Annotated in this window: 8 protein-coding genes; 2 read left to right on the top strand and 6 right to left on the bottom strand. The window is 59.9% G+C overall.

Going from position 1 to position 18,432, the window contains the following annotated elements:
- The first annotated feature begins 23 nt into the window (after window positions 1–23).
- Window positions 24–2,438, top strand: coding sequence for a DNA topoisomerase (ATP-hydrolyzing) subunit B (gene gyrB, locus ACWJ62_RS08315; RefSeq protein WP_449285758.1), 2,415 nt, complete (start codon window positions 24–26; stop codon window positions 2,436–2,438).
- Window positions 2,439–2,531: 93 nt separating this feature from the next.
- Here gyrB and ACWJ62_RS08310 read toward each other — a convergent pair whose 3' ends face one another.
- The 3 genes from ACWJ62_RS08310 to ACWJ62_RS08300 form a co-directional block, all read right to left on the bottom strand.
- Window positions 2,532–3,296: a VC0807 family protein gene (locus ACWJ62_RS08310; RefSeq protein WP_449285757.1), complete on the bottom strand. Its 765-nt coding sequence runs from the start codon at window positions 3,294–3,296 to the stop codon at window positions 2,532–2,534.
- A 209-nt stretch (window positions 3,297–3,505) separates the two neighbouring features.
- Window positions 3,506–4,783 carry a 4-aminobutyrate--2-oxoglutarate transaminase gene (gene gabT, locus ACWJ62_RS08305; RefSeq protein ID WP_148608442.1) on the bottom strand — a complete coding sequence of 426 codons (1,278 nt, stop codon included), beginning with the start codon at window positions 4,781–4,783 and terminating at the stop codon, window positions 3,506–3,508.
- 89 nt (window positions 4,784–4,872) lie between these two features.
- Window positions 4,873–6,603, bottom strand: coding sequence for an ABC transporter transmembrane domain-containing protein (locus ACWJ62_RS08300; RefSeq protein WP_449286161.1), 1,731 nt, complete (start codon window positions 6,601–6,603; stop codon window positions 4,873–4,875).
- 300 nt (window positions 6,604–6,903) lie between these two features.
- Between ACWJ62_RS08300 and ACWJ62_RS08295 the strand changes: the two genes are divergently transcribed.
- Window positions 6,904–8,727, top strand: coding sequence for an ABCB family ABC transporter ATP-binding protein/permease (locus ACWJ62_RS08295; protein WP_449285756.1), 1,824 nt, complete (start codon window positions 6,904–6,906; stop codon window positions 8,725–8,727).
- On the opposite strand, the gene recD is transcribed toward ACWJ62_RS08295, so the two are convergent.
- Genes recD through recC form a run of 3 tightly spaced genes read right to left on the bottom strand, consistent with a single transcriptional unit; the run spans window position 8,724 to window position 18,324 of the window.
- A complete protein-coding gene (recD, locus tag ACWJ62_RS08290) occupies window positions 8,724–10,991 on the bottom strand; it encodes an exodeoxyribonuclease V subunit alpha (protein WP_449285755.1) in 2,268 nt (755 codons plus the stop codon). The two genes, ACWJ62_RS08295 and recD, sit on opposite strands and share 4 nt — an antisense overlap.
- Window positions 10,988–14,710: an exodeoxyribonuclease V subunit beta gene (gene recB, locus ACWJ62_RS08285; protein ID WP_449285754.1), complete on the bottom strand. Its 3,723-nt coding sequence runs from the start codon at window positions 14,708–14,710 to the stop codon at window positions 10,988–10,990. Before recB ends, recD begins: the two co-directional genes overlap by 4 nt.
- Window positions 14,707–18,324 carry an exodeoxyribonuclease V subunit gamma gene (gene recC, locus ACWJ62_RS08280; protein ID WP_449285753.1) on the bottom strand — a complete coding sequence of 1,206 codons (3,618 nt, stop codon included), beginning with the start codon at window positions 18,322–18,324 and terminating at the stop codon, window positions 14,707–14,709. Before recC ends, recB begins: the two co-directional genes overlap by 4 nt.
- Between the last annotated feature and the right edge of the window lie 108 nt (window positions 18,325–18,432).

Here is an 18,432-nt window from a genome sequence, read left to right as displayed (position 1 = left end):
TATCACGCTTCAGGAGTTTCCGAATGAGTGAATCGAACTACAATTCCTCCAGTATCAAGGTCTTGAAAGGACTCGATGCGGTGCGAAAGCGGCCAGGTATGTACATCGGGGATACCGATGATGGCACCGGCCTGCACCACATGGTCTTTGAATTGGTGGATAACTCCATCGACGAAGCGCTTGCGGGCTATTGCTCAGAGATTGGCGTGGTTATCCACCCGGACGAATCGGTGACTGTTAAAGATAACGGCCGTGGTATCCCGGTGGATCTGCACGAAGAGGAAGGGGTTTCTGCAGCCGAAGTTATCATGACCGTGCTGCACGCCGGTGGTAAGTTCGATGACAACTCCTACAAGGTGTCTGGTGGCCTTCACGGTGTGGGTGTATCCGTGGTCAACGCACTGTCCTCTACCCTCACCCTGACGATCCGTCGTGAAAACAAGGTGTACGAGCAGACCTACACCCACGGTGTTCCCAATGCGCCTCTGGCGGCTGTTGGCGAAACCGACGCATCGGGCACCAAGGTGCACTTCATTCCGTCGCCGGAAACCTTCACTCACATTGAGTTCCACTACGACATTCTTGCCAAGCGCCTTCGTGAACTGGCGTTCCTGAACAGTGGCGTCCGCATCCGTCTGACCGATGAACGTTCGGGCAAGGAAGAAGTCTTTGAATATGAAGGTGGTCTGCGGGCATTTGTTGAGCATCTGAACGCTAACAAGACTCCGATTAACCGGGTATTTCACTTCAACCGAGAGCGGGAAGACGGTATTGCCGTGGAAGTGTCCATGCAATGGAATGACGCCTTCCAGGAAAACCTTTACTGCTTCACCAACAACATCCCCCAGCGGGATGGTGGTACCCATCTGGCCGGTTTTCGGGCGGCTCTCACCCGTTCCCTCAACAACTACATTGAGCATGAAGGTCTGGGTAAGAAGGCCAAGGTTGCGACTTCCGGTGACGATGCCCGGGAAGGCCTCACTGCCATCATTAGCGTGAAAGTTCCGGACCCGAAGTTCTCCTCCCAGACCAAAGACAAGCTGGTGTCCTCCGAGGTAAAAACCGCGGTCGAGCAGGAGCTGTACCAGAGTTTTGCGGAATACCTGCAGGAACAGCCCAACGAAGCCAAGCTCATCGTCAACAAGATGATCGAGGCCGCCCGGGCCCGTGAAGCCGCTCGCAAGGCACGGGATATGACCCGTCGAAAAGGAGCCCTGGACATTGCCGGCCTGCCCGGAAAACTGGCGGACTGCCAGGAGAAAGATCCTGCCCTTTCCGAATTGTACATTGTGGAGGGTGACTCGGCCGGCGGCAGTGCCAAACAGGGCCGTGACCGCAAGACCCAGGCGATCCTCCCGTTGAAGGGTAAAATCCTGAACGTAGAAAAAGCCCGCTTTGACAAGATGCTTTCCTCTGCGGAAGTGGGCACCCTGATCACGGCTCTGGGTTGTGGCATCGGCCGGGAAGAATTCAATCCCGACAAACTGCGTTACCATTCGATCATTATCATGACCGACGCGGACGTGGACGGTTCCCACATCCGGACCCTGCTGCTGACCTTCCTGTTCCGTCAGATGCGCGAAATCATCGAGCGAGGCCACGTCTTTATCGCCATGCCGCCGCTTTACAAGGTGAAGCGTGGCAAACAGGAGCAGTACCTGAAGGATGAGAAAGCCAAGGAAGCCTACCTTACACAGACCGCTCTGGAAGGCGCCCAGCTCTATGTGAACCCGGAGGCTCCGGCGATCAAGGATTCTGCGCTGGAAACCATGGTCAAGGACTACCAGGCTGTTATGAACATGATTGGCCGCCTGTCCCGTGCCTACCCGGCCAAGGTTCTGGAACAGATGCTTCAGAACGTCACGCTCAAGCCCGAGCACCTGAAAGAGGAAGCGGAAGTGGCCCGCTGGGTCGCTCGCCTGGGTGACGGCCTGGACCTCGATACCCGTACCGGGACCAAGTACACCTTCTCGGTAACCAAGGATACCGAACGGGGCCTGTACCTCCCGAAAGTGACCATCTACGTTCACGGGATCCCCTACGACCACGTCTTCAGCCATGATTTCTTCGAATCATCCTCGTACGCAGCGATCGCTCGTATGGGTGAGACCCTGGATGGTCTCATTGAAGAAGGCGCTTATATCCAACGGGGTGAGCGCAAACAGGCGGTTCTTTCTTTTGAGGGCGCTCTGGACTGGCTGATGAAAGAGGCTCAGCGAGGTTTGAACATTCAGCGCTACAAGGGACTGGGCGAGATGAACCCGGAACAGTTGTGGGAAACTACCATGGATCCGGAGACCCGTCGGATGATGAAAGTGACCATCGAAGACGCCATTGCGGCCGACCAGATCTTCACAACTCTGATGGGCGACGACGTAGAGCCGCGTCGCAACTTTATCCAGACCAATGCACTGGAAGTGACCAATCTTGATATCTGATCAATAACGTTCAGGCGCAATAAAAAAGCGGCGGAGGCTTTAAACCTCCGCCGCTTTTTTGTGTCGGGCCTTAACGGAAAATCCAGGGGACTGTTATTTCCCTGTGGTCGATTCCGAGGATTTGTTTCGTTCCTTCTCTTTCTCAGCCAGATGAGGCGCCATCACCTCTTCCAGCGTGTAGCCAGTCAGCCGTCGAATGGTCCGCCACAGATAATAGAAAATCAGCATCATCATGATCATGGAAGGAATGGCGATCATCGGATAGCTCACCAGTGTCATCCGGCCGAGCTCCTCATTGAATGCCTCCGTACCAGACGGGCTGACCACGATCCATTTGGCTATGACGTAGTTCATGATCGAGGAAAACAGGAAGGTGCCCGCAAAGAAGTAACTGGCCTTGAGCAGGCGGGCCTCGAACTCCCCCACCCGGTTTTGCTCCTCGAGGGTCTTGTGGATCTTGTCCACATCCAGAACTGACGGGTTATACAGGAGGGTGCGTACCAGGGGATATTTCGTCCTTGTGGAAGCCAGTACCGCCAAACCAATGATCGCCGGAATCGCAGCTTCCTTGATGGCCAACCATCCCGCATCCAACTCAAGCAGGCCAATGCCGCCGGTCAGTCCGACACTGACCAGACCGAGTACCGCAATGAAGTTTTTCTTGCGATACCTGATCAGTTCGAATAAACCCCAGCCCAGTGGAAACGCCAGGCCGATGAGCAGCGCGTTCACGCTGCCCAGATGTTCTTCGCCACTGAACTTCATCAGGATAACGGATGGAATGATAATGCTGACCAGCAAGTCGACCCAGGGTCTTGGCTTGTGGTCCGGAACGTTGGCAGAGCTCGGAGACGTCATGATCTAGCCTGATTGGTGGAACTGGCGCAGGCCGGAAGGCACTGCCGGAGTAGTCTGGGCAGTATACGATGAATCCGAGTGCGGACGTAACCGCCGTCCCCGTACACTGAAGCGGTGGTCTGGCTAGCTGAATAGACGCCTTCCAAACGGGCATAAAAAAGCCGGGCTTATGCCCGGCTTCTCTAACTCCTCGTGAACGTCAGCGCCGATCAGGCACCCACTTCCTTGAGGCTCTCTTCCACAATGGCCAGGCCTTCTTCCAGTACATCGTCTTCGATGGTTACCGGCATCAGGAAGCGCAATGTGTTGCCATACATGCCACAGCTCAGAAGAATCAGACCCTTCTCCTTCGCCTTCTTGGTCACCGCAGCCGCCAGTTCTGGCTTGGGTGTATGGCTATCCTTGCTTTCCACCAGCTCGAAGGCTGCCATGGGGCCGAGATTGCGCACATTATCGACATGGGCAAACTGTTCCTGCCACTGGCTGAAGCGCTGCTTCAGCTTCTCACCCAGCGCCTGGGCCTTACCAAGAATGTCCTCTTCCTTGAACACGTCGAACACGGCGAGGGCTGCGGCACAGGCCGTCGGGCTACCCGTGTAGGTGCCGCCCAGGGAGTTCGGACCGGAGGCATCCATGTGCTTGTCTGTACCGACAATTGCGGAGATGGGCATACCGTCAGCCATACTCTTCGCCATGGTCATCATGTCCGGCTCGACACCACTGTGCTCGATGGCAAACATCTTGCCGGTCCGGCCAAAGCCGCTCTGAACTTCGTCCACAATCATCAGGATGTTGTTTTCATCGCAGATTTTTCGGATTTCCTTCAGGAAGCTGGTTGGCGCTGCGTAAAAACCACCCTCACCCAGCACTGGCTCAATCACGATGGCGGCCGTATTGTTGGCCGGCGAGTCCGCTTTCATGGTCATCTTCAAACCACGAAGTGCCTCGTCTTCGCTGACGCCGTGATACGGCACCGGATATGGCGCGCGATAGACAGTTCCTGGCATCGGCCCGAAGTCGGTCTGGTAGGGCGCTGCCTTGCCGTTCATCGCCATGGTGTAGAAGGTACGACCGTGATAACCGCCGTCAAAGCAGATCACGTTGGTCTTGCCGGTCGCCGCACGGGCAATCTTCATGGCGTTTTCCAGGGCCTCGGCACCGGAGTTGGCCAACATCACCTTGGCATGGCCACGTACCGGTACCACGCCACTGAGTTTCTCTGCCAGTTTAACGTAGCCCTCATAGGGCATAACCGTCTGGCAGGTATGCATCAACTTGTCCAGCTGTGCCTTTACCGCTTCCACCACCTTCGGGTGGCGATGGCCGATGTTCAGTACGCCGATGCCACCGGCAAAATCGATCATGCGCTTGCCGTCTGCATCCCACAGTTCCGCATTCGTTGCATGGTCGGCAAACTGTTCGTTGGGACTTGCCGCGCCCGCCGCAACGTAGCGTTCTTTGAGTGCCTGCAATTCTTTATTGCTCACTTTGCCATTCTCCCTGGGTTCAGGTTCGAAAGTTTCACCTACCAGTGTAAGTAGTACGGTCACAGGAAACAAACCGACTATTGTCTCCCTCAGGCGGCATCGTCCCTAAACTGCAGTTTTGCGAGGCGCTGATAGAGGGCGTTTTGGCGCATTAACTCCTCGTGACTGCCTACTGCCAGCAGGCGTCCCTGGTCCAATACCGCAATACGGTCAGCGTCCCGGACCGTGGCCAGTCGATGGGCGATCACCAGGGTGGTTCTCCCGGCGGTGAGCGCCGGCATAGCCTGCTGGATCAGGTTTTCACTTTCCGCATCCAGTGCACTGGTAGCTTCATCCAGTAACAGGATCGGGGCATCGGCCAGCAGGGCGCGGGCGATGGCAAGACGCTGCTTCTGGCCACCGGACAGGCCCAGGCCAGCATCCCCGAGCGGCGTCTCGTAGCCCTTTGGCAGGCTCTGGATGAAATCATGGGCATGGGCGATCTTCGCGGCCTGCTCCACGTCCTGTTGGCTGGCATCAGGCCGGGCGTAGCGGATGTTGTCGGCCACCGTGCCATGGAACAGGGCGGGATTCTGGGGCACCAGGGAAAAACACCGGCGCAGGGCATCGAGAGACAGCTCGGCGGTGTCCATGCCATCAATGAGAATGCTGCCCTCCGTTGGCTGGTAGAAGTGCAGCAGCAGATCAAACAGGGTGGATTTGCCGGCCCCGGACGGGCCCACCAGGGCCAGGGTCTCGCCAGCGTTTACCGTCAGCGTGAGATCTGTCAGCGCTGGAGTTTCCAGACGTCCCGGGTAACTGAAGCTCAGGTGGTCAATCCGGATCTCACCCTGAACGGGCTCCGGAAGGCTTCGGGTGGTCTCTTTACGCTCAAACGCCGGCTCGGTTTGCAGCAGCTCGAACAACCGTGCCGCCGACCCGGCGGCCCTTTGCAACTCGCCAATCACCTCGCTGATGGCACCGGCAGCTACGCCTACCAGCAGGCTGTAAAACACGAAGGCCGCCAGCTCGCCGGGGCTGATCCGGCCGTTAATCACATCCAGCCCCCCTATCCAGATAACAATCCCGACGGCGCCCATCACCAGGGAAATAGCCAGCGTGGTCAGCCAGGCCCGCTGACGGATACGCTGCCGGGCTATGTCGAAGGCCCGTTCCGATACCTCGGAAAAATACCGACGGTCGTGGGGCTGATGGTTAAAGGCCTGAACCGTCTTGATCTGGGTAAGGTTCTCACCTACATAACTGCCGACATCGGCCACCCGGTCCTGGCTGAGCCGGGACAGCGCCCGTACCCGCCGGCCAAAAAAAAGGATGGGGGCAATCACCAGCGGAAAGCCCAGCAGAATAATACTGGCCAGCTTGGCGTTGGTAATGAACAACAGCAGCAACCCGCCGACCAGCATCAGGGCGTTGCGCAGGGCAATGGATACGGTGGAGCCAATCACCGACTGCAGCACGGTGGTATCGGCAGTAAACCGTGACTGGATTTCCAGGGCCCGGTTCTGCTCGAAAAAGCCGGGATGCAGATCAATCAGGTGGTTGAACACCTTCTTGCGAATATCCGCCACTACTCGTTCGCCGATCCAGGACACCAGATAGAAGCGGGCAAACGACCCAAAGGCCAGACCTAATACCAGTATGAAAAACAGCCCGATGGCTCTGGCCAGATTCTCCGGCGACTCGGTGGCTAATCCCTGATCGACAAGAATACGTAAACCCTGCCCTAACCCGAGCGTAATACCGGCCGTTAAAATCAGCGCCACCAGGGCACCTGCGACGGCCCGGCGATAAGGGCTGATAAAGTCGATGACCAGTTTCAGGGCCTTGCGGTGACGAGTGTTAATGATGTGCCTCCTGGATACGGGGTGCTGTAGACTCCGTCAAAAATACGGTTTGTACTGGATACAAGACCTATCATAACTCCGGGAAGAGCCCACATGGGTGGAGGGTCCTTCCGAGACACGCTGTAAATACGTCCCTGTACGCTCGTCAAAAGCCATCCATGGCTTTTGACGGTCTCGGAAGGACCCTCCACCCACGCGAGCTCCGAGAATTTGGAGTTAACTCGTAGGTCGGATTAGCCCAGCGTAATCCGACAACATTGTTAAAGGATATTCCCAGTGCGCGCATACGCCGACAACGATTACCCGGCAGATCATAAACCGGACTGGAAAATCATTTCAGGCCTCTGGCCCTATCTCGCCGAATTCCGCGGCCGGGTGGCCTTATCCCTGGCTTTGCTGGTGCTGGCCAAGCTGGCCACCGTCGCCACGCCCATCGCCCTGAAATACATCGTCGATTACCTGGACCAGAACCGCGGGGCCGACATGCTGCTGTGGATTCCGGTGGTTCTGGTGGTTGCCTACGGCGCGCTACGCTTCGGGGCGACGCTGTTCAACGAGCTGCGGGATGCGGTCTTTGCCAGGGTGGCAGAGCGGGCCATGCGGCGGGTGTCCCTGCGGGTGTTCGAGCACCTGCATCAGCGCGAACTGGCCTTCCACCTGGACCGCAAGACCGGTGGCCTGGCCCGGGATATCGAGCGGGGTACCAATGGCATCAGCTTCCTGCTCCGCTTTACCCTGTTCAACATTGTGCCCACCCTCCTGGAAATTCTGATGGTCGCCGGCATCCTGTTCGTGGTGTTCAACGTGGGTTACGTGTTGGCGATCCTGGTGGCCGTGGTGGTCTACGTGGTCTTCTCCATCAAGATTACCGAGTGGCGAACCAAGTTCGTTCGTGAGGCCAATGCCCGGGATAACCAGTCGAACTCGCGGGCGATAGACAGCCTGCTGAACTATGAAACCGTCAAATACTTCAACAATGAACGCTATGAGGCGCAGTTATACGACGTTGATCTGGATGACTGGGAACAGGCCCGGCTGAAAAACCGGTTGTCCCTGGCTGCGCTTAACTCCGGTCAGGCACTGATTATTGGTCTGGCGATGATCGTGATTATGGCCATGGCGGTCCGGGAGGTGGCCAGTGGTGAGATCACCCTGGGCGACTTCACCATGATCAACGCCTACCTGCTCCAGCTGTTCATTCCCCTGAACGCCCTGGGTTTTGTCTATCGGGAAATCCGGCAGGCCCTGGTGAATGTCGAGCGGCTGTTCAAACTGCTGGGGGATAAACCGGCCATTGAAGATGCCCCGGACGCCACCGAGCTGGCTGTGGATAAAGGCGAAGTCCAGTTTGAACACATCCACTTTGCCTACCGCCCTGACCGTCCGATCCTGCGGGATGTGAATTTCACGATCCCGGCCGGTCACAAGGTGGCGGTGGTGGGGGCCAGCGGTGCCGGCAAATCCACCCTGGCTCGTCTGCTGTTCCGTTTTTACGATGTCGATCAGGGCGCCATCCGTATCGATGGCCAGGACATTCGGCAGGTGACCCAGGACAGCCTGCGATCGGCGATTGGTGTGGTGCCCCAGGATACGGTGCTCTTCAACGATACCCTGTACCGGAACCTGGCCTATGGCCGGCCGGAAGCCACCGAGGAAGAGGTGTACCGGGCGGCTCGAATGGCTCACCTGGAAGACTTTATCCACAGCTTGCCGGAGGGTTATGAAACCAAAGTCGGCGAACGTGGCCTCAAGCTCTCCGGTGGCGAGAAACAGCGGGTGGCCATTGCCCGGGTGATTCTGAAGAACCCGCCCTTGCTGATCCTGGATGAGGCCACGTCCTCCCTGGATTCACTCTCGGAGCAGGCAATCCTTGGGGCTTTGAATGAGGTCAGCCAGCAGCGGACCACCCTGGTGATTGCCCACCGGCTGTCGACCATCCGGGATGCCAACACCATCTTGGTGATGGACGCCGGACGAATTGTCGAGGGTGGCAGTCACAACGACTTGTTGGCCGCCGGTGGCTACTACGCCAATCTCTGGGCGCAGCAGCACAGCCGGGACGAAGAGGGCAATGACGACGAAAAGGACGCCAGTGACTAGTTCGCCCTGAGTCTCTCGGCCAGGCCGGAGGCCCGGATTACTTGCTGCCCCACGGCGTCTCTGAGAACGTCCACATTGCCGGCGATAAGGCTGAACCAGTTCCGGGCCCGGGTGATCCCGGTGTAGATCAGCTCCCTGGTCAGGACCGGGCTCAGGCGGTCTGGCAGCACCAGGCAGGTGTGGTTGAACTCCGAACCCTGGGACTTGTGCACCGTCATGGCGTACACGGTTTCCAGCTGCTGCAAACGACTGGGAGAGATCCAGCGGATACCGCCAGCCGTGTCGCTGCTGGGGAACGCCACCCGCAGGGTATAGCGGGACTCCCCGGTTTCGGTCCGGTCCCAGGGAACGCTCACGGCAATACCGATATCCCCGTTCATCAGGCCCAGGTTGTAGTCGTTACCGGTAATCAGCACCGGCCTGCCCGGGTACCAGCCTTCTGCCCGTGGGATCAGCTTTTCAGACAGTAATTGCCTTGCGATCCGGTCGTTCAGCCCTTCCACGCCCCAGGGGCCTTTGCGCAGGGCACAGAGCACCTGGAAGTCACTGAAGGCTTCAAGGAGCTGCACCGCCATCGCATCCCAGTCTTCCCGGGGGCAGTCTGCGTTCAGACCATGATTCTGTAATCGTTCCAGATAATAGCGATAACCAACGGGTGGCGGCAGGGGCTGGCCGTTCACTTGCCGACCCTGCCCAGCACTTCGGAATGACTCGGGTGAGCCGGTGATGGCATGTCGACACACCAGGTCCAGAGTGTCTTCCGGATCGGGTTTTCCGGACCGGCCGTTAAGCAGGATGACATCGTTGAATTCCGCTTCCCGAATCTGGCGCAACATGGCGCTATCAAGGGCATTGGTGTTCACGGCTTCCGCGAACGCCCGGATGCCGCTGTCCTCCTGGAACCGGTAACTCCTGCGCAGCATGGCCACGGCCTGATCCATGGGTTGGCCGGTTTTGTCCACCAGTGACTCCGTTATCTGGCTGCCGGTTATGGCGGCCAGCCACTGCGCCGTTTCCGGTGTGTAGTGGGCCTGCAGCGCCCGCTGGCACAGCTCTCCCAGAACCGCACCGGCATCCACGGAGGCCAGTTGGTCCTTGTCGCCCAGCAGGATCAGTTGGGCGTTGGCGGGCAGGGCATCGAACACCGACGCCATGAGGTCGACATCCACCATGGAGGCTTCGTCGATCACCAGGATATCCACCGGCAAAGGATTGTCCCGGTTATGGCGGAATTTGCGGGTATCCGGCCGGCTGCCCAGCAACCGATGCAGGGTCGTGACCCTGGTAGGAATATCATTCAGGTCCACGTTGCCCGGCAGCTCGGCAAGCGGCAAGCGGCTGACCGCCCCACCGATCGATTCGTTCAGCCGGGCAGCGGCCTTGCCGGTGGGGGCGGCCAGGCGGATCCGGTATTTCCGACCCGCCCGCTCGGGGGATTCCCCGGCGACCGCCTGCAACGCCGCCAGCAGGTTGACCACGGTGGTGGTCTTGCCGGTGCCCGGCCCACCGGTGATAACGGTAAAACGGTTTCGAGCCGCCAGGGCACAGGCCAGTTTCTGGTAATCCACCGGTTCTGACGACTGAAACAGGGTGTCCAGCGCAAGAGACAGGGTGCGGGCCGGCCCGGATTCAGGGTCTGTCAGGGGCGATGGCAGAGCCAGCCGTTGCCGGATGCCCTCCGCAATGCGTTGTTCGTAGCGCCAGAACCTGCGCAGGTAGAGCCGGGTTCCGTTCAGCACCAGTGGTGCTGTATGTGAGCCATCACTTACGGCACAGGCGCTCTCCAGTATGCTCAAACATTCCGGCAGCGTTACAAGTGCAAGCACGTCGTCGGGCTTGGGCTGGTCAGGTTTGTCGGCGGTGGAGTCCGTGAGTGGCTCGTGAACCGACTCCTCCGGTGGCAGTGACAGCGTCTGCCGGGCATCGGTCAGGAGATTGCCCAGATCAATACAGACATGGCCACGACCCACCTGATGCGACACCAGTGCTGCCAGCAGCAGAACCAGAGGGTCCGGGCGTTCGCCCTGCTCTTCCGACAGCTCCCGGATCAGCCGGGCGAACCCGACATCCAGCGGGCGGATCCACTCCGCCTGCTGCCAGTGCACCAGCAGAACCTCGGTTTTATCCGGGCTGGTGAGCAGATCGTTGATATCGAAGGTGGTATCACCGGTTGCCGTTACGGTTGACGTTTCCGGACCGGTGTCCTCGGCGAACAGGTCAATCTGATGGTCGGACTTTCCGGTGTGGGAACGGGAACGGCTCATGCGGCCACCTCCCCAACGGACTCGCCATCGAACAGGGCATCCAGTTGTTCAATCAGGACTCTGGGCGGTTTATCGGTGAAGGCGCCACCTGTGCCGGAATCAACGCCTCGCAGGAACAGGTAAACCGCGCCGCCCATGTGCCGGTCGTAGTCGTAATCCGGCAAACGGGCTTTCAGCAGCCGGTGCAGGGCCAGCAGGTAGAGCACGTATTGCAGATCGTAGCGTTTATCCAGAATGGCGTTGCCCATCGCCTGGTCGGTATAGGCGCTGTCGTCCTCGCCCAGGGTATTGGATTTGTAGTCCAGCACGTAATACTGCCCGTTGTGTTCGAACACCAGATCGATAAATCCCTTGAGCATCCCGTTGAATCTTGTCTCCTCGACCCTGGGGCGGTCGGCGCCATTCAGCGTGTGCGCGGTTACCAGCTGATCCAGTTTCCGAATACTGACGTTGCGGCTTTCAAACCAGAACTCCAGTTCAGGGCGCAGGGTTGTCAGGCCCGCCAGGCTAACGCTTTGAGTGACGGCCCGGTCGAGGTTCAAGGGTTTGCTGATCAGCGCCAGCAGCCAACGCTCCAGTGGTTCCACCCAGTCACTCCAGCCGCGAGTCCCACAGCGGCGGGTCAACTGCTCACGGAGCAGGGCCGGGTTATCCACAACCCGTTGGAACCCCTGCTGTGTGCACCATTCCAGAAGTTCGTGCAGGAAGGTCCCTGGCCCAGCGCCTTTGGGGAAGTTGTGCTGGTTGCCGTGAGTGGCCAACTGAACCGCCTCGTCCCCTTCTTCCTGGGTGCTTTCCTCCAACAGGTTCTGGGTCTGGGCATCTTCCACCTCACCGGTGAAAGTGATGCCGGTGCCGGTCATGCCGGTGTATTCGATGGAGGAGTAACTGGCAATCCACCAGTCCTCTTTGGCCTCGCGGGAAGAGATCATGGCCGGTCCCAGGGCCTTCGGCGCCGGTTCGTGGTATTGCCTTTCGTCTGGATCCGGTAACGGGGTTATCCGGATCTCCGCTCTGCCCTGTGCCAGACGATCCAGGCAGTCGCTGATACGGCCCTGCCCGTCGCATGCAATCAGGTAGCCCAAGCCGCTTTGCTGCCAGTTGTCGAGGGCCGCTGTGCCGACCCAGGTGGCGAAGCGGGCCCGGGTCAGAGCCACGTAGAGTTTACGGATATCCTCGCCGAGGCGTTCCTGGTCGGCTTTGGCAACGCTCTCCGCCGCCGGATCGAACACGGTGATCAGCTTGCCCTGGTCATCGTGATAGCGCACGAAGGCCTGCTTTTCACTCTGGGCGCGAAAGGCTGTGCCGAAGGGTAGGAACACCAGCGGGTACTCCAGACCCTTGGACTTGTGCACGGTGATGACCTTCACCAGGCCGGCATCGCTTTCCAGCCGCAGGGTACGGTGTTCGTCTTCCTCGTCGGCTGCTCGCAGAATCTGGGTGTAGTGATGCACCAGGGCATGCTCGCCGTCCAGTTGCAGGCTGTCCTGCTGCAGCAACTCGGCAATGTGCAGAATGTCGGTCAGCCGCCGCTCGCCGTCAGGGCGTTGCAGTAACCGGCCCGGCACCTCGAAATCCATCAGGAAGGTTCGCAGCATGGGCAGCACACCCTGCCTTTGCCATTGCTGCTGGTAACCGATAAAGCGCTCGATTTCCCGCTCCAGCACGAGCTCGTCGATGAGCAGCTGATTCATGGCATGCCAGGACTGACCGAGGGTGGGCGTGGCCAGGGCTGCGCGGATATAGGCCAGCTGCCGGGGCTCGGCGAACGCCCGTAGCCAGCTCAGCATTTCTTTTGATTCCCGGGAGGTCAGCACTGAATCCCGGTCTGACAGGTACACACTCTTGATGCGCCGGCGCCCCAGGGCGTCCCGCACGGCGCTCGCCTCATTGCGGTTGTTGACCAGTATGGCGATGTCTTTCGGGGCGACCGGCTCCAGATCCTCCGGATTATCCGACAAGGCAAAACCCGCCTGCCCGGCCTGGCCCAGGGTCAGCAAGCGGGCGATCTCGCTGGCGCAGGTTTCTGCCACATCGGCTGTGGCAGTGCCCTTGGCAATGCCCTTGGGGTTGCCGTCCCTGTCCTCTTCCCCGGATTCGTGGGTCCAGAACACCAGGCTGGGCTGAACCTCGCCGTTGATCGACCAGATTCGTTTAGTGCCGTTGGCATCCACGCCCTGGAACGGCAGCGGTGAGGTGTCACCCTTGCCGAACAGGAAGGCGCCGTCACGGCTGTTCTGGTCGCTGTGTTCAAATACCCGGTTAACCGCCGCCACCATGGTTTTGGCGGAGCGGAAGTTTTTACCCAGTGTGTAGGTGCGCTCTTTCACGCCCTGCCGGGCCTGCAGGTAGGTGTAGATATCGGCACCCCGGAAACCGTAAATGGCCTGCTTGGGATCGCCGATCATCAGCAGGCAGGTATCGTAATCGCCGTCCGCGACATCGTAGATGCGGTCGAAGATACGGTACTGCACCGGGTCGGTGTCCTGGAATTCGTCGATCAGGGCCACCGGAAAATGGCGGCGGATGGTGGCCGCTAACTGGTCGCCCCGGGGGCCGTGCAGGGCATCGTCCAGCCGGGTGAGCAGGTCGTCAAAGCCCATCTCCGAGCGTTTCTGTTTCTCCGATTCCAGCCGCTCGGCAATCCAGTGGCTGGCGTGGCGCAGGATGTCGGATTTGGCGCTGGGCTGGTTCTGGCTGAAATCCAGCAGCGCTCCGATGGCATCAAAGGCCGGGTGATGGGGGGCAGAATCATCACCCTTGAGAATCTTGTCGAGCCCTTCGGGCGTCTGATTCTTGAAGCCCGCGGCGCTATCGATCTTTTCGGGTAAAAGGTCGTCCGATTCCGCCCAGGCAACCAGCAAATCCCAGACCTTGATCATGGCATTCTTGCTGGCGCCATGGAGTCGCTTGCGCTTGTTCAGATCGTTCAGCAGCTCGATGACGTCATCGCGCCACTGGCGCCAAGGGTGGGCTTTCAGAGCCTGTGACTGTTCCAGACGCTGCTGGACCACCTGATCGATGGCCTGATGAACGCTGTCCGGCGGTGGGCCCAGGCTCAGGGGATCGTCAATCAGATTGCGAACACCCTGGCGCAGGTCCCCGGGGGTTTTCCAGTGGCTCAGGGCCTCGTCCATCAGCGCCGGCGGCAGAGGGTAGACGAAGGTGCGCCAGTAATCCCGGGCGACCTCGTCCAGCAATTCGCTCTGGTCGGTTTCGAGGGTGAGTTTGAACAGGCTGCCGCTGTCGAAGGCGTGCTCGCTGAGCATGCGGTTGCAGAAACTGTGGATGGTGGATACCGCCGCCTCGTCCATCCATTCGGCGGCCAATAGCAGCTTCTTTCGGCATTCCGGCCAGCTGGCCGGATCCGGGTAGCTTTCATCCCGTAGCTGGTAGATCAGTGCCGTTTCCGCGGGTGGATTGGGCTCGTCGGGCGCGTCAGAAAACACCTCGGCGGCCTGGGTGAGGCGGGTGCGGATACGGTCACGCAGCTCTTTGGTGGCGGCCTCGGTAAAAGTGACCACCAGCAGGTTGGGAGGCAGCAGGTTCTGCAGAGGGCTGTCAGGCGACTGGCCGTGGCCAAGCACCAGGCGCACGTACAGAATGGCAATGGTAAAGGTTTTGCCGGTGCCGGCACTGGCCTCGATCAGAGCACTGCCGTTGAGGGCCAGTGCCAGGGGATCCAGGTTCGGATTCCGGTTGGTCATCTGCTCGGTCATTCCAGGCCTCCGATCTGATCTGCAGCCGATTTGTCCTGCTCGGCTTCCCAAACCGGCACGTAGAGCTGATGCAGCAGGGCTTCGAATTCACCGCTGGCCATCAGCAGCTCCGGTGTTTCAAAGGCTCCTCTCAGGTAACCCGCATCCCGCTCCAGAGCAGTGGTATAGGCCTGCTGCGCCTCTGATATGGCTCGTTCATGGTCACCGACGTACTTTTTGCTGCCGTAGAAACTGGTGATCCAGGCAAAGCCGGCCTCGCAGTGAATGGGCAGCGCCCGGGTGGTGGCGTCCATCCACCCGCTGAGCACCGCTTCGAACAGCGGTCTGGCCTGCTCTGGATCCAATGGAGCAAAGCGGAATTTCCGCCCCTCCTCCTTGCCCAGAACCAGGGTCTCAAAAGGTTGACCGCCGAGCTGGCCTGCCAGATGGATCAGCCAGTCCCGCATCAGATTGGCATAGCGTACTTTCTTGCTGGATCCTGAACCGCTCAGCAGGCTGGAACTGGCTACCACCAGCCGGCACAGCTCTCCCTGGGCATTGCAGCGCAGGTTGTCGATCAGATCCGCGATTTCCACCGAACCCAGGGCGTTTTCAAACCGGTAATCAAAGGGCAGCGGTTCAGCAACCGCTTCCGGCCAGTCAGCCAGTGCGTTCTGGTAACGCTCGAACAGATCGGGCAAGCGCCCCGCCAGCTCGGAACGCAGGCGGTGTTCGGTCACGCCCATACCCAGGTCGCCGCGTCGCGCCATGCGGTCCAGGGTTGCCTGCAACCGGCCGTGCAGTTCCTCCTCGCTGCTGGCTTTCAATAGCCCGTCCTGGATCAGCTCGTTGTCCAGGCGCCAGCGGTCCAGGCCGTCCAGTTCGAAATTTTCGTTGTCGGTGTCGTCGTCTTCGACATCCTCGAAGCGCACCTGCAGCCTGCGCTGGTAAAAGGTGTCGATGGGCTTTTTTAGGAAAGCCGCCAGATCGTTCAGGCTGATGGGCTCTTCGGGCGCCTGGTAAGGTAGTGCCGACTGTGTCTGCGCGGCAGACTCGCCACCGTGGGCACTGCGCCATTCCCGCTCGTAGGTGAACAACCGGCGTGCCTCCAACACCTCGGCCAGGGGACGGGGCGAACTGTTTTCCCCCTCTCCACCCTCCTCCAGCCCGTTGGCTTTCGGGAAATAGCTCCGGCTGAACGGCTGCAACGGGTGTTGGGTCGTGAGTGCCTCGATCACCTTGGTTTCGGGTTGCCCTGCCACGGACCAGAGACTGTCCAGATGATCCTGCAGCTGGCCGACCAGGACTGATGGTGGTCGTTCGGAATCGTCCTTGATGCTGCGGCCGACCCAACTGATGTAAAGCTGCTCCCGGGCGGATAACAGGGCTTCCAGGAACAGGTAGCGATCGTCTTCCCGGCGGGAGCGATCACCCGGGCGGTAATCCTGGGCCATCAGGTCGAAATCCACCGGTGGCCGGGACCGCGGGTAGTCGCCGTCGTTCATGCCCAGCAGGCACACTTTGCGGAAGGGTATGGCCCGCATGGGCATCAGGGTGGCGAAGTTGACCTTGCCGGCCAGGAATCGCTGGTTCAGGCCGCCTTCATCCAGCCCTTCCAGCAGGATATCCTTGACGATATTCAGGGGCAGGGTCTGGTCCTCAAGGCCTGCTGCCAGGGCGTCTTCAAGCCACTGCTCCAACTGGCGGCGGAAACGGTTCAGCAGCAACAGGTCGCTGCCTTCGACCTTGTGGAAGAACTGCCCGAGCATCTCTGAGAACAGGCGTTCCCATTCGTCCGGTGTGCGATGGGTCTGAAGCGCCTGCCAGAGGGTTTCCAGCTGATGCACGAAGTCGTTCAGGCGGCCGGCAAGACTGGCCTGCAGGCCGCCGATCTCGCCGAAGGGTTCCACACCGGCCCAGGGCTCATCGTCGCCCATACCATAGCCCAGCAGCATTGAGCGCAGCCCGGATTGCCAGGTGTTGCGCTCCAGCTCGGAGGGCAGGTCCAGGCTTTCCCGGTGCTGGCCGTGCAGACCCCAGCGGATATTGGCGCCCTCGACCCAGCGACGGGCCAGGGGGATCTCGTCTTCATTGATTCCGAAACGGTCCCGTATGCCCGGTACTTCCAGCAGGCTGATGATCTCACTCACCGCAAAACGGCTGCGGGGCAGTGACATCAGGGTTTCCAGGGCAATCAGCACCGGCTCGTGGTGGCGCTGGCCCTGGTCGGAAATGGTGAAGGGAATGTGGCGTTTCCGGCCCGGCTGGTAGCGGCCGAATACGGCCTGGATGTGGGGCGCGTACACGTTGATATCGGGCACCATAACGATGACGTCCCGGGGCCGCAGCGTGGGATCGACGTTGAAGGCCGCGAGAAGCTGATCGTGCAGAATTTCCACTTCCCGCTGCGGGCTGTGGGCCTGGTGGAACACCAGGGAATGATCCTGCTGCACATCCAGCCGGCGTTGCTGGGCGCGGATTTCCTGCAGGGGGGTCAGGTTGTGGATATCGTTCTGCAGCTGGTGCAGCAGGCGCGGTGCGTCATCGTTGCCGTGGTCTGAGAAGATATCGATCTTCCGGTCCGGCGTCTGGAAGCTGCCCCTGTATTCATCCGGGTTATCGAACTCGTCCAGCAGCCGTATGTAGTCCCGGCCCTGCTTGCCCCAGGCGGCCAGCAGTGGGTTGGCGTGCTGGTGCAGCTGGTCCGGATCTTCAATGGCGGACAGTGCCGGATGGGTCCTGCCCCGCTTGCGCTCGGCGGTGAGCAACTCCCGGTCGCTGATGATGTCGGCCCAGTAGAACTGACAGGGGTTATGAACACACAGCACCACCTGACTGAACCGGCTCAGCACATAGAGGGCTTCCAGCGCTTGCCGGGGCAGCGAGGAGACGCCAAAGACGACAATTCGGGTCGGCAGCCGGGACGGGTTGGCCGGCGCCTGAATACGCTGACCTTGTTCCATGAACCGGGTATGGATCTGCGAGCGGCTGGTATGGGCTTCAGCGCCCACATCCTCAACGAGTCGGCGCCAGAGCAGGGGTTGCCAGCGGGTTTCCGCATCCAGAGGCTTTTCCTCGGCCCGGGCGGTGATAATCACGTCCTTGCCCTGCTCCCAGGCGGCCAGCCAGTCGGCCCGGAACACCTGGTACTGGTCAAACAGATCGGCCACCTTTTCCGCTAGCTGGAAATTGCGCAGGTCCGGATCGTTGCCTTCCAGAAACCGGGCCAGCGGTGTAAAGGCCTCGTCCTGCCCCACCAGGCGTGGCAATAACCGGTACAGGCGCCACACCAGCCGCCGCTTGTCGAAGGGCGACTGTTCCGGCACCTCGCCGTCCGGGAGCACCGCCCGGTAGGCCTGCCAGATAAACCGGGCCGGGAACAGGAAATCCATGCCGGCAGCGATACCCAGGCCGCCCTCCACGCCATCGTCAGTGCGCTTCTCTGCCAATGCCAGTTTCAGCCATTGGGCAATGCCGTTGCTCTGCACCAGGAAAGTCTCGCTCTGCAGCGGGGGCATCGGGTTATGCCGACAGATGTACACAACGGCCCGGCGCAGATCTTCCAGATGGTTGGCGTGGATCGCGTGAAACCCCGGCTCGATGCTGACGGGTTGCTCGGTGGAGAGTGCGGCCATGAATTTCCTTGTCTGGTGTGCAGTTCAATCCTGTTGCCACAGGTTACCGTATGTGACCACAGATGCGGACAGTCTGAAACGTCTGATCTCCGAAAATCATAACGGCCC

Source organism: Marinobacter sp. PE14 (assembly GCF_053566155.1).
The sequence above is the reverse complement of the archived record's forward strand: the minus strand, read 5'-3'. Positions and strand labels throughout refer to the sequence as shown.